Origin of the sequence: Methanosarcina sp. 2.H.T.1A.6, from assembly GCF_000979455.1 — an archaeon.
In the GTDB taxonomy this organism is placed as follows: Archaea; Halobacteriota; Methanosarcinia; order Methanosarcinales; family Methanosarcinaceae; genus Methanosarcina.
In genome coordinates this window covers 25,975-39,166 of record NZ_JJOY01000051.1, presented here as the reverse complement: position 1 = coordinate 39,166, position 13,192 = coordinate 25,975, and the positions used below count along the sequence as shown (strand labels likewise).

Annotated in this window: 9 protein-coding genes; all 9 read left to right on the top strand. The window is 37.3% G+C overall.

Going from position 1 to position 13,192, the window contains the following annotated elements; genetic code table 11:
- Window positions 1–100: 100 nt before the first annotated feature.
- The 9 genes from EO98_RS16385 to EO98_RS16345 all read left to right on the top strand — a co-directional run bounded on the left by EO98_RS16385 (window position 101) and on the right by EO98_RS16345 (window position 13,167).
- The gene (locus EO98_RS16385; protein ID WP_048139802.1) at window positions 101–1,318 is read left to right on the top strand and encodes a hypothetical protein; all 1,218 of its coding nucleotides are present in this window, start codon (window positions 101–103) and stop codon (window positions 1,316–1,318) included.
- A 631-nt stretch (window positions 1,319–1,949) separates the two neighbouring features.
- Window positions 1,950–2,183 (top strand): DUF2795 domain-containing protein, encoded by a 234-nt coding sequence (locus EO98_RS16380; RefSeq protein WP_048139800.1) that lies wholly within the window; start codon window positions 1,950–1,952, stop codon window positions 2,181–2,183.
- Window positions 2,184–2,923: 740 nt separating this feature from the next.
- Window positions 2,924–4,759 (top strand): ATP-dependent endonuclease, encoded by a 1,836-nt coding sequence (locus tag EO98_RS16375; RefSeq protein ID WP_048139798.1) that lies wholly within the window; start codon window positions 2,924–2,926, stop codon window positions 4,757–4,759.
- Entirely contained in the window at window positions 4,737–6,611 is a 1,875-nt protein-coding gene (locus EO98_RS16370; RefSeq protein WP_048139796.1) for a UvrD-helicase domain-containing protein, read from the top strand. Before EO98_RS16375 ends, EO98_RS16370 begins: the two co-directional genes overlap by 23 nt.
- A gap of 489 nt (window positions 6,612–7,100) precedes the next feature.
- Window positions 7,101–7,520 carry a pyridoxamine 5'-phosphate oxidase family protein gene (locus EO98_RS16365; RefSeq protein ID WP_048139794.1) on the top strand — a complete coding sequence of 140 codons (420 nt, stop codon included), beginning with the start codon at window positions 7,101–7,103 and terminating at the stop codon, window positions 7,518–7,520.
- Window positions 7,521–7,931: 411 nt separating this feature from the next.
- The gene (locus EO98_RS16360) at window positions 7,932–8,489 is read left to right on the top strand and encodes a UPF0228 family protein (RefSeq protein WP_048139792.1); all 558 of its coding nucleotides are present in this window, start codon (window positions 7,932–7,934) and stop codon (window positions 8,487–8,489) included.
- A gap of 431 nt (window positions 8,490–8,920) precedes the next feature.
- Window positions 8,921–9,463, top strand: coding sequence for a UPF0228 family protein (locus tag EO98_RS16355; RefSeq protein WP_048143952.1), 543 nt, complete (start codon window positions 8,921–8,923; stop codon window positions 9,461–9,463).
- A 139-nt stretch (window positions 9,464–9,602) separates the two neighbouring features.
- Complete coding sequence (locus EO98_RS16350) at window positions 9,603–10,259, top strand: UPF0228 family protein (protein WP_235283481.1); 657 nt, start codon at window positions 9,603–9,605, stop codon at window positions 10,257–10,259.
- Window positions 10,260–10,881: 622 nt separating this feature from the next.
- Window positions 10,882–13,167, top strand: coding sequence for a PKD domain-containing protein (locus EO98_RS16345; RefSeq protein WP_048138153.1), 2,286 nt, complete (start codon window positions 10,882–10,884; stop codon window positions 13,165–13,167).
- Window positions 13,168–13,192 lie beyond the last annotated feature (25 nt).

Genomic DNA, 13,192 nt, shown 5'->3' with positions numbered 1-13,192 from the left:
CATTTAAGAAATTAATTTATGAAGAGTTAGTTTAATATACTAACGTTAGTTTATAGATAGAAGAATATATTAGTGAAGTTTGACGCGGGGGAAAATAAAGATGAGAGTTAAATATATTTCATTTGCTGTTTGTATTTTATCCTTACTTTTGCTTGCAGGAAGTGCCTCATCAGCCGGAGCTATCCCGGCAGAGCAGTGGAACAGAACTTTTGGGAACATCGAATTTGACTGTGCAAATTCTGTCATGCAGACTCAGGACGGAGGATACATACTGGCAGGAGAGACCGTGGTTAATTACGATGAAGCTAACGCTGATGCCCTCCTGATGAAATTAAACCCGGATGGAATTGAAGAATGGAGCAGGACTTTTGGGGGCCCTGCATATGATTGTGCATACTCGGTCCAGCAAACGGCAGATGGAGGATACGTACTTGCGGGCTATCTTGAAAAGGGGGAAGAAATAGATTCAAAAGACCCAGATTCAAGAGAACCGGATGCCTGGCTGATTAAAACAGACTCCAACGGAACAGAAGAATGGAATTTTACTTTTGGCGGGAATAAAACAGACCTTATATTTTCGGTCGAGAAGGCCATCGATGGGGGATACTTACTCGCCGGACATACGGAATCTTTCGGGGCAGGAGCATCTGATGCCTGGCTGATTAAAACTGACTCCAACGGGACCGAACAGTGGAATAAGACCTTTGGAGGAATGAATGAGGACTACGCATCTTCTGTCAACCAGAGCAAAGACGGAGGATACGTAATATCAGGTTTCACCAATTCCTCAGCAGGCGAAAATGAAGCCTGGCTGATAAAAACCGACTCCAACGGAACAGAAGAATGGAGTAAAACCTTTGGCGGGGAAAGCTATGATTATGCATACTCTGTCCAGGAACTTGAGGACGGAGGATACATACTGGCAGGAACCACGGAATCCTTCGGGGCCGGGAGAACTGACGGCTGGATGATTAAAACAGATTCAAACGGGACTGAACAGTGGAATAAGACCTTTGGAGGCCCGTACACAGATAATTTCTATTCGGTTCGGAAAACCACAGATAAAGGCTTTTTACTTGCAGGCATCACCCAGCCGAGCAGTGATTATAACGATATCCAGGCCTGGCTGATGAAGACCGATTCCGATGGGCAGAAAGAATGGGAGATGAACTTTGGAGGCCAGGATGACGATTCCGCAGCTTTTGCCCAGGAAACCCGTGAGGGAGAATACATACTCGCAGGACGCACTTCCTCGTATGGGATGGTCTCTGATGTCTGGCTTATCAAAGTCGGCTCGGAGAAAAGATATGACAGCTAAACTTGATAACACCACTGCCGGGTTTTAAGAAACGGCATCAAAAAGCCTCAATTAAACTGAAGTAATCTGCCATGGGGCTGAAACCTCCGTGGCTTTCTTTCTCTTTTTTTTCATTTATTCCTTTCTCTGAACCCTGAACCCCTGAGTATAAGTTTTTAAAGCCCCGGACATAACGAGGCCGCCGCAATATATCAATGATTGGAGAGACTCAAGGACGGTACTCAAGAACGGTACTCAAGGACTCTAGACTGATCGTCCATCTATAAAGAAACTGGATTACGATTGAATTCTTTTTTACCAATTAAATAATATGATATTATCAATAAAAAGTATGTGTTGACACAAAACTACAAAAATGTGTTAATTTTTAACATAATTTTATAATAACATATTAACATTTAAATAGTAGATCATCATTGATATATACACTAACAAAAAAGTTAGGTTTCCTTCAGAAGCTTCAAAAAAAATCGATTTTCCTGCAAAGAAGGAAGATGTTGTTAAACGCTAAGGATAGTAACACCAGGAACGACATGCTGCGGAATACAAATAATCTCCGGAAAAGGAGTAGACAAACGCTGCAAATGTCGAGGAAATTTAAAGGAACCTGAACAAAAGTAAGGGGAATATCATGGAAACTGAAAGTAAAAGCAGATTTATTGCAGAACTTCCCGTGGAAACTCAGAAGATATTGAAAAATATAGATTTTTCTATAAAAAGGAACGACATTATTGAACAAGCAAGGAAGAGTGGAGCAATCCCGGACATACTGCAGGAACTTGGCATGCTTCCGGACAAGAAATACAATAGCACTGAGGATGTCGCCGAGGAACTTCACCGAATTTATATGGGGGTCCCCGCCTAAAAAAACGTAACTTACTTTTTTTCATTTTTTAGTAACCGATGATCAATTCAATCCTTTTCTATTTCTTTTTTAAACGTACCCTGTGAAACCTGGAAAACAGATATTTCTCATGCCGGGTCGGTCAAGAAGAAGTTTGCGAACCTCCCGGTCCTTATCAACTTTCTTTCCCTTATTTTTTCCCGACTCCAACCTCCTTTTATTTCATTTCCCTCAACCTAGGAGTATAAGCTTTTGAAGCTCTTTCCCTTGAAAAACACTTTTTAGACAGAGTCTTAAGATTCCAGCTCAATTCGAAGAAATATAGTGAATGCTAAGAAGTAGCGTTTTCATTATTATGAAAGACTCTGTTCCAAGATCTAATTATTTTTGAATTTCTTGATTGAAATTCTGAATTAGTAAGAAAAATTAGGTCTTTAATTAAGATTAAGATTTGAGATATAAAGGCCCCGATCCAAGAGTATTATCAAGAGAACTGTAACCAAGTATAAAAATCAGTGATTTTTAATTTTTACATTCATCACTGAATTTTGGTACTGAGTCCCAAATTTTGGTTGCCCCAGAATAAATAACAAAGTGTCAAATTAGAAACATACTTAATTTATAAGAGAGTTCAATTTAGAAGGATTATGAAAATATAACAAAGTTGTTTTCTATTAGAAAGAAACTCACTAATAAATAAATTTCAGGGAACCTTAGAACAGAATATTAAGTGAATTTTAAATTTAAACGAAGGCTCTACGATGTACATTTCCATATTAAATATCAAAGGCTTTAGGTTTTTTAATGATGGTTTTAGATTGTCTTTGAATAAAGGACTTACCGTCTTAGTGGGAGAAAATGGAAGTGGAAAAAGTACAGTGATAGACGCCATTCGCTTGTTGCTTGGGGAAGATGAGTACAATAGATCTGGAATATCGCTAAATGACTTCCATAGACCTTTCTCCATAGAGAGCGCCACACCAGTTGCGAATATTCTAATTGATTGTATTTTTGATGAATTAGAGGGGCCTGAACAGATTGCTTATTTACCTTGGTTAAAACCCAGTAATGTGAATCAAGCAGAGCTGCATTTGGAAGCTATAAATAAAGAAGATGCAAGGGGCCGAATAAGAAAAAATATGTGGGGAGGGACCTCTAGAAGAGGAATTTTTGAATGGGAGCTAGTAAATTCTATCAATTGTGTATACTTACCCCCATTGAGAGATGCAGAAGAAAAATTGAATTCTTATCGAGGGTCAAGGCTTGCTCGTTTATTAACTAGTCTCAACGGCTCAGGAGACGAAGATAAACGTTTGGAGGAAAAGGTAAAAGAACAAAATAATGAACTGCTTAGCGATCCCCTTATACAAAATGCTAATGGGTTAATTAAAAAATGCTTAATTGACTCTGTGGGAGAAATCTTAGGACAGGATGTTTCGATACAATTTTCAGAAGTAAACTTTAATAAAATCATCCATCAGCTTCGCTTGTTATTTTTTCCTGAGATAAAAGAGGGAGAGATCCCAAGAGAATCATTCCGAGATATATCAGAAAACAGCTTAGGTTACAATAATCTTCTTTACATGGCCACAATTATAGCCGAGATGGAAGCAAAAAGTGATGTAAGTACAACATCTTTAAAGGTGCTGTTGATCGAAGAACCTGAAGCTCATCTACACCCTCAGCTTCAAACTCGTCTTCTCCAATATTTACAGAGTGCTGCCGAGAAAAACAACATTCAGGTGATAATTACTACTCATTCTCCTACTATAGCAGCTGCTGTTGGACTTGATCCAGTTGTTGTAATGTCATTGTCTCCACTTAGTCGAGAGAGAGAAGCTATAGCACTTACCAATTGTTGCTTGGATAGGAAAACTAAATTTTTCTTAGAGAGATGGATCGATATCACAAAATCTGTTTTGTTGTTTTCTAAAGGGGTCATTTTAGTGGAAGGAATATCAGAAGCAATACTTTTTCCGGAATTTGTAAAAAAGATCTTGGGACAAAAAACTCTTGAAGATTATGGGATTTCTGTGATAAATATCGAGGGGATATACTTTAAATATTTCATGCAATTGTTTTGTGGTTACAAAATATCTGAAGGAAACTTTGAGCCCTGCGACAATATCCCAATTCGATGTGTTGGAATTACAGATTGTGATCCAGAAGGAGATAACCTTGGGACTTCTGATAGCCAGTCTACAGAGGATTGCAATAATCCACAAAGATACCTTGTATGCGAATTAAGAGAACATACCACCAATTGTAGACTGTACATAAATTCAAAAACTTTTGAGTATGACTTAGCTTTAGAAGGAAATAACCTCGCAATAATGAGTTCTGTTCTTGAAAACATAACCGAAACAAACGGTCCGATAAAAAAAAGAGCGGGACAATCAAAGAACATTGATTGGCGTACAAAAGAGAAGAAACAAAAGACAGATGAGGCTCTTTGGTTTCTAAATCATGTGGATCAGAAAAAAGGTGAATTTGCTCAAGAACTTGCAATGTTACTGAAATCAGATGATAAACCGGACTTTGAAGTGCCTTCCTACATTCGAGATGCGATTTTGTATGTCACAGGAAAATCTAACTGAGGAAGAAAGAAAGCGGCAAGAGCTATTAGAGCAACTTTATAAAAGGTTGGAGCACGATGAACATATAGAGAAGCTCAGCTTGGAACAATTAGAGTTTATTGTAAACCCTATCGCTAATTCCTCTTTTCTAAATTCGTGTCCTGGAAGTGGGAAAACTGAAGTTGTAGGATTTAAAGCCGCTTATGAAGCATCTTCTTGGGATAGTCCTTATGCAGGAATGGCAATTCTAAGTTTTACCAAAAATGCAGCTTCTGAAATATGGAAAAGAGCTAATAAATATTCAAAACAGAAAGCCGTCCAGTTTCCTCACTTTGTGGGCACTTTGGACAGCTGGTTGCACCAGTATATATTTCAACCATTTTGTTATTCAGTAATGGATTATAAAGGTAAAGATGGAGACACAAGTGTAAATATCATTGACTCCGATTCAAATGCTCCTTTCCTTGAAAATTATAAAAGTGTTATCTCGAGTCAACCTTCATATCAAGAAGTGAAAGTAAATGAGTACTACATTGACTGCAATAACTCAATCAAATTTAACAGGAATCGTGAAAGAAATCTGAATTCTTATCAAAGAAGAATACTAATCGAAAACAAATTAAAATTTGCTAAAAGTGGATTTGCAACATATCAGGACGCTGAATTCTGGTCATACAGACTGTTAAATCAAAACGAGACGATTCTAGATCTTATCTCAAAAAGATTTCCGTATATTATAATAGATGAATGTCAAGATCTGGCTCCATCAAGACTTGATGTAGTTGAAATTCTTCAAGAAAAAGGAGTGATTTTTCACTTTGTAGGAGACATTAACCAGTCAATTTATGATTTTATAGATGTAGATCCATTCAAAATTCAAGATTTTATTGCTGTTTCTGGTATGCATGAGATGGAATTAACCAAAAATTTCAGAAGCAACCAAGATATCACCAATCTTTGTGCCAAGTTAGTCGGAATCCAATGCCCTCCCGAAGGTAGAATACCTAGAGAGGATGCGTCTTGTGTCCTGTGGGAGTGTCCTTCTGATGAATTACATAGGTTACCTTCACTATTTGAATGGTATCTTAATTCTAAAAATATTGAATGTGGAAATTGTTCAATAGTAGTTCGTGGAAAAGCCTTAATAAATAAAGTAAAGAAAACAAATCCATTGGAGTCAATCTCTTATGATATTGCAAAAGCTTTTTTTCTGTGGAATTCTGAATTCAAAAAAACCGAATCAATTATTGAGGCATTAGAACTTTTAGGGAGATCGATATGTAATTTAGCATATAAAGGGAGAGGAAATCACCAGAATCAACATTGTCCTGAAACTTTTGAACATATTGATTGGAGAATGTTTCTATCAAATATCCTTAATTCCTCAAAAGAGCTTGCAACATTTAAAAATGGAAGCAGACTTCAAACATGGAGTCAGTGGTGCGGTTCTCTCAAAGGATTTTTAGAAAAATATTTTTTGAACTTGCCTGATACTTACGTTAAATGGGACGAAGCAAAAAGAAAAATAAAAGCTCCTTCCAGAAAGGCAAATGAATTGGTCATGAACTCTTTATCTTCATCAAGTTCCAGTAAAAAAATTCGCATGACGACAATTCACGACGTAAAAGGAGAAACTTTAGACGCTTTAATGCTCATTTCAAATCCAGATAGACATTCAAAAGGAGGCCACTTCGAGCACTGGTTAGAGAATCCTACCTCAGAATATGCCCGTTTTGCATATGTAGCTTGTTCTCGACCCAAAGATTTACTTATTGTAGTAGTTCCGCCATTAAATGAAATACAGAGAAAGAAGTTAGAAGGTATTGGGTTAGTTAGCCAAGAACTTCCTGGTACACTATCCCATTGGTTTTAAAAGCTCGAAACCAATCAAAAATTAATTTGAATAATTGTAGAATATAGAGTAACATTATCTGTTACTTAAAATATCAAACCTCTAATTTTTTTACTTAACCCACTGTAATACTAATAAAAAAATACTTTTTGGATAATCACCTATTTATTTTCTTTCTCTTTTACCATTCTTGCCTCCTTTTCTTCCTATTTTCTCTTATCTGAACCCACGGAGTACATGTTTTTGAATCCTTAAAAATAACAGGGCTGCTGGCGGGTCAATCATTTAGATATTTTCTCCCCGGTCTTTTATCATCAGGATTCCAAATGTAAGTGAAAAACACTTATTACTCACATCAGGCAAAGTTTTAAGCATACTTACGACTCATATTTATCGCAGCTTGCACAGTAATAAAGCTCTTTTCCGGGCAGTACTTTCGGACCAGGCGGCCTGCTCCTTCAATATTTAAGGGGAAGAGCGAGAAAATAAGTTTGTGATAGGGGATTTAATATGACGTCAAAATTGATGGACTACTTTAACAAGCAACCGAGAATTGGGGTTCTCAGCACAGCGAGTAAAGACGGAAAGGTAGATTCGGCTGTTTTCGGTTCGCCTCAGATGACCGATGAAAAGACCGTTGTAGTTGCAACAGGGAAAAACCGCACGTTTGCAAACCTTCAGGAAAACCCTTACGCAATGTTCCTGATAATGGAGCCGGGAGCAGATATTATGGCATGGAAAGGGATCAGGGTTTATATGAAGTTGAAAGAATCTGCGACTTCCGGCGAGATGCTTGATATGATCAAAAGCCAGATCGCAAAAATAGCCGGGGAGGAAGCGGGAAAGATGATATACGCAACTGCCACCTTCGAGATTATTGAGCTGAGGCCTCTCGTTGATATGGGACAGGGCTGGGAGAAATCGATCTGAATTTTCAGAATTTGCAGAATAAGGCTTGGAAAAAGTAAGCCCTGTATGAAAGGTGCCTGAAAAAAGATAAAATCAAAATCAAATTGCATGTGGCCACCCCACCCTAAACAGGCTGTCCGATAATTCGATTTTTGGGTAATAAATATGTAAAAATTGAAGTATCTAAAGCCTTAAAACCGAAAAAGAAGGAATTCAGTTATTATTGGCAATAATTGTCGGACAGCCTCTAAAGTACTGGGTATTCGTGACCCTCTGCACTCCTGAAATAATAAACGTATATATGTGAGGCCGTCTTAAAATTCCTTAGAGGAGTTCGATAAATCTCTGGTTTCAATGGTTGCTTATATATCCTTTATGCAAACAGCCAATCTATAAGGTTTATCGAATCTTCTTCATTTTTGAGGTGTTGGTATGAGCAAAATCAATAAGGAAATCGCTATTTTTATTGTTTTTCTAACTCTCGTAGCGATTTGGGGGTTACTTGTAAAAGTGCCGGTAGAGGATGCGAAAACGCCAGATTCTGAATCAAAAGTAGGTGGTATGGCTATTCAATTTAAAGATGGAATTTCTGAGTCAGAAGTAAAAGCCATTCTTCAAAACTACAACATGACTCGGAACTATAGAATAACATATGACACTAATTCTCCGGAAAAATATTACATAATGGCGGACAAAGATAATTGGAGTGACATAAGACGCGAGCTTGTAAAAGAGATGAAGGAAGATAAAAAAGATTGGACTATATCTTCTCCTGCTGATGTTACCCGAAAAGGAGATTATTACGTTCTTCCGGTCTCTGAACAAGCGATCCAGGACGAAAAATTTCTTGCAATAATGGACAAATATGATATTGGGACAAAAAAGTTTACATGGTGTGATATTCGTTTTCTTTTTAATGATGGACCTCTGACATATTGGATTCCGGAAGAAGTCATCGATTTGATTTTTACACTACGTACCTCATTATAGGCCCTCCGCGAGAGCAGGGATGCAAATCCTGCACCTTTTGTGATCTCCTTGCCAACGGGGTTGTGGGGTTTTCACAAATATCCCCCCATATGAATCTGAGTTGTACTATTTTCTTTTTTATTTAAATACTTTGATTTGAGTGGGGGTGGCTGCTCATACATATACTTATTGGCCAGATCATCAAACTATCGAAGATTCAGAATAATTGCAAACCCAAAAAGGTATGAAAAACGGATAGTTAGAGAAAATGGTCGGAAAACTTATAAGGAGTCGACTATGAGGAGTTTATGGAGTTCAGAAGTGCTTTCCCAATAACCCGAACTCCATAAAATACGTCATAAGAGGCATGATTTATGTTAGCTTTGTGTGTATTTAAGGCTTAGCTTGCCTGATCCTGCCTCCTGGGTATAAGATACACAGGAGATTAAAGTATGAACCGTAATAAAATTGGAGTAAGTATACTTGTTTTTATATTCATTCTAACTATCGTAGTACTGATGACACAATCTCAAGGAGCTAAAGTAGCTGGTTTATCTATTCAATTTGAAAATGAAACTACTGAATCGGAAGTAAAAGCCATTCTTGAGAATTACAACATACCTGTGAATTATACCATAGACTACAATTCTAATATTTCGTGTGGAATGTACTACGTAAAAGTAGATGAAGATAAGATAAATGAATTAAGGAAAGATGAAAACTGGACTTCTTTAGTTGAAATCAAAAAAGGAAATTATAACATAATTATGTTATCTGCAGAATTTGTTCCAGATGAAAATTTTCTTACAATATTGGAAAAAAATAACCTTCAGTTGAAAAAGGCAGTTGTGTGTTATATCCATTTTGGAGTTGGACCAGCGGACTGGGTTGTGGGAAAGAATTGTATTCTGGAAAAGGATGCAATAAGGATCAAAAATGAGCTTGAAACAAATGAGAAAATTTTGACTGTAGGTCTTGGGTATATTGATGGGTAATACTCCAAGCTTCGGATCATTGGGAAGCTTGGCTTGCCAATATGGGAGTGGAAGTTCAAAAAGAAGTTACAGTGGATTGGATAAGCAAAAGTCGTTGGAAAAATATATACATTTAGATTCCGGTTCGAAATAAAAACAATTGAAGTCTCTGATTCAAAAATCAACCGTATATAAGTGGGATTTATGCTCCCCTCATTTTATAGGTGTTGGCATGAGTAAAATTTCAAAGAAATTTTTTTTTATTGTTTTTCTGACTATCATAATAATTGCAGGATTAGTTATAAAAACGACAATTGATACGAAACCACCAGTTAATACATCTTTTCCAGTTCCGGGATCGCAAGTAGGTGGTCTGTATATTCAATTTAAAGATGGAATTTCTGAGTCGGAAGTAAAAACCATTCTTCAAAACTCTAACATGACTGTAGACTATAGAATGGAATATGACACAAATAGTACAGATGAAATATATTACATAATGGTAGACAAAAATAAAATAACGGATGTAAGAGATGAATTAGGGAAAGAAAACAATTGGACTAAGTCTGTTCCTGCTATCAAAAAAGGAAATTATTACATTATTACGGTATATGAACAAGCTACCTATGATAAAAATTTCCTTGCGGTGCTGGACAAATACGATCTTCAGTTGAAAAGGTTTGTTTGGTGCGAAATTCGTTTTTATAAGGGATCTAAGAACTGGTGGATTCCGGAAAAAGAAGCAACAAAGATAAAAAATGAGTTAGAGCAAAATGAAAATATTTGCACTGTAATGCTTAGTTACCTTTACCCCTGATTTGACAGTATTGTAAACTACTTTCACCGATTCGATTTTTACACTACCTACCACATTATAGGCCCTATACGAGAGCAGAGATGCAAATCCGGCACCTTTGATTATTCCCTTGCCATGGAGTTAGGGACTTTTCGCAGATATAATCATATATGAATATTAGTTGTGATACTTTCTTTATTATTTAAATACTTTAATTTGAGTGAGGGTAGCTGCTCATATAAATATTTTCTGACCAGAGTCTCTAACAATCGAAGATTAGGAAATAATTACAGACTCAAAATGAGTATGGAAAACGGATAGTTAGAGAGAATGGCCAGAAAACTTATAAGGAGTCGACTATGAGGAATTTATGGAGTTCAAAAGTACTTTCCATGCCATCCAAACTAAATATAACAGCACAGTAAGTAGAATAGATTTCTATGCCAATAAAACGTCATGATTGTCAGTCAACGACTTTCAGTTTAATTCTAAATCCGTTATCATTTCTTAAGGTATAACTGGAAAGCTAGATTCTGTTTGAATGGAAGTATCAAAAATGGAAGTCGAAAAGTATCTGTGGTTAAGGGTTTGACATCTTTGAAAAATACGAGAGTGAGAACTTGAAGGACAGGATGTATAATTAATGGAAATAACCAGAAAAATAATTCATTCGGTTATATTTGTTGCTTTTTTTGTAACTATAACAGTATCAGTTGCCGGGGCAGTAGCTGCTCCTGAAGTAAACATGGAACTGGTGGGACATTTTGGCGGGACGACAGACGCTGTTGATGTCGCTGGCAATTATGCCTACGTTGGGCAGGGGCAGGATCTTTTGATATTGGATATCACTAATCCCTCTTCACCTGTTTTAGTGAGTAAGCTTATGACAGAAGGTTTTGTAAGGGACATAAAAGTTTCCGGAGATTATGCTTATGTAGCCGATGACGACAATGGTCTTCTGATTGTTGATATTAGCAATCCTTCTTCTCCTACTCTGAAAGGAAGCTACAATATTCCCGGATATACTTATTGTGTTTCAGTTTCCGGAAATTACGCCTATGTAGCTGATAATGATGGTCTTGTGATTGTTGATATAAGTAATCCTTCTAATCCAATTCTCAAAGGACGTTATGCAGGTCCTACCGGCGATGTTACAGTTTCCGGCAATTATGCCTATGTAGCTGATTGGGATAATGGTCTTATGATTATTGATATAAGCAATCCATCTTCACCAGTTCTCAAAGGAAGCTACAATACTACCGGAGATATTTACGGTGTCTCAATTTCCGGGAATTACGCCTATGTAGCCGATGGCAATACTGGTCTTGTGATTATTGATATTAGCAATCCTTCTTCGCCAACTCTGAAAGGAAGCTACAATACTGCCGGAATTGCTTGTGATGTTTCAGTTTTGGGTAATTACGCTTACGTAGCTGATAATGATAATGGCCTTGTAATTGTTGATATAAGTGATCCTTCTTCTCCAGTTCTAAAAGGAAACGGCAGTACTACCGGATATGCTCATGGTATTGAAGTTTCCGGGAATTACGCTTATGTAGCGAATAGCAATACTGGCCTTGTAATTGTTGATATAAGCAATCCTTCGTCTCCTACTCTCAAAGGAAGTTGCGATACTATCGTAAGGGCTAAAAGTATTGCAGTTTCAGGAAATTATGCCTATGTAGCCGATTGGGATAATGGCCTTGTGATTGTTGATATAAGCAATCCTTTTTCTCCTACTTTCAAAGGAAGATGCGATACTCCCGTATCTGCTAACGATGTTGCAGTTTCCGGGAATTACGCCTATGTAGCCGATAGGAATGACCTTGTGATTGTTGATATTAGCAATCCTTCCTCTCCAATTCTAAATAAAAGTTACAATACTGGCGGATGGGCTCAAGGTATTACAGTTTCTGGCAATTACGCCTATGTAACCGATATGGCTAATGGCATTTTCATCGTTGATGTAAGCAACCCATCTTCCCCAATTCTTAAGGGAGTTTATGACACATCCCCAATTATCATAGAAAACTATGATTATACCGGGAGTATTTGGAGTGTTTCGGTTTCCGGGAATTATGCTTATGTAGCCGATGAAGGAAACGGTCTTTTGATTGTTGATATTAGCAACCCATCTGCTCCAATTCTGAAAGGAAGCTACGATACTGCCGGACTTGCTTACGATGTTGCAGTTTCCGGCAATTATGCCTATATAGCTGATAGCAAAAATGGGCTTGCGATTATTGACATAAGTAATCCTTCTTCTCCAATTCAGATAGGAAACTACAATACTTCCGGATATGCTGAATGTGTTTCAATTTCAGGCAATTACGCCTATGTAGCCGTTGATAATAGTCTTGTGGTTGTTGATATAAGCAATCCTTCTTCTCCAATTCTTAAAGGGCTTTATGCAGGTTCTGCTGGAGATATTGCAGTTTCCGGCAATTATGTCTATGCAGGTGAAGGTGTTAATGGTCTTGTTATTCTGAAAGCAAATCCGGAATCAGCATTTACTGTTGCAGACTTCAGTAGCAATATCACCTCCGGTTACACCCCTCTCTCGATCCAGTTCAATGACCGTTCTCAGAACGCAACTTTATGGAACTGGGACTTTGGAGATGGATATAATTCAACAAATCAAAATCCGATCCATACTTACTCTTCAGCAGGAACCTATACTGTTAACCTGACAGTAAGCAATGCAAACATAACAGCCTCAAAAGTGGATAAGGTATTCGTGCTGAATACAAGCAGTTCCAATAAAAAAAACAGTAATGGAAGCGAAGAATATGGCGGTGACGGGGTAATCTTAACAAAAAACACAGACACTCCTGCAAAAGAAAGCAAAAGAACTCCTGGATTTGAAATAGTTTACTGGTTTGTAAGCCTGCTAGCTGCATTCTGGATAAAGGAGAGTAATAATGAGTAATCAAAAAAATTTTATCCTGAAATTA

What these genes read in the sequence shown, in the direction of transcription:
- EO98_RS16365 (WP_048139794.1), top strand. Translation starts at nt 7,101, where the DNA reads ATGACGTCAAAATTGATGGACTACTTTAACAAGCAACCGAGAATTGGG.
- EO98_RS16345 (WP_048138153.1), top strand. Translation starts at nt 10,882, where the DNA reads ATGGAAATAACCAGAAAAATAATTCATTCGGTTATATTTGTTGCTTTT.
- EO98_RS16380 (WP_048139800.1), top strand. Translation starts at nt 1,950, where the DNA reads ATGGAAACTGAAAGTAAAAGCAGATTTATTGCAGAACTTCCCGTGGAA.
- EO98_RS16370 (WP_048139796.1), top strand. Translation starts at nt 4,737, where the DNA reads ATGTCACAGGAAAATCTAACTGAGGAAGAAAGAAAGCGGCAAGAGCTA.
- EO98_RS16375 (WP_048139798.1), top strand. Translation starts at nt 2,924, where the DNA reads ATGTACATTTCCATATTAAATATCAAAGGCTTTAGGTTTTTTAATGAT.
- EO98_RS16360 (WP_048139792.1), top strand. Translation starts at nt 7,932, where the DNA reads ATGAGCAAAATCAATAAGGAAATCGCTATTTTTATTGTTTTTCTAACT.
- EO98_RS16355 (WP_048143952.1), top strand. Translation starts at nt 8,921, where the DNA reads ATGAACCGTAATAAAATTGGAGTAAGTATACTTGTTTTTATATTCATT.
- EO98_RS16385 (WP_048139802.1), top strand. Translation starts at nt 101, where the DNA reads ATGAGAGTTAAATATATTTCATTTGCTGTTTGTATTTTATCCTTACTT.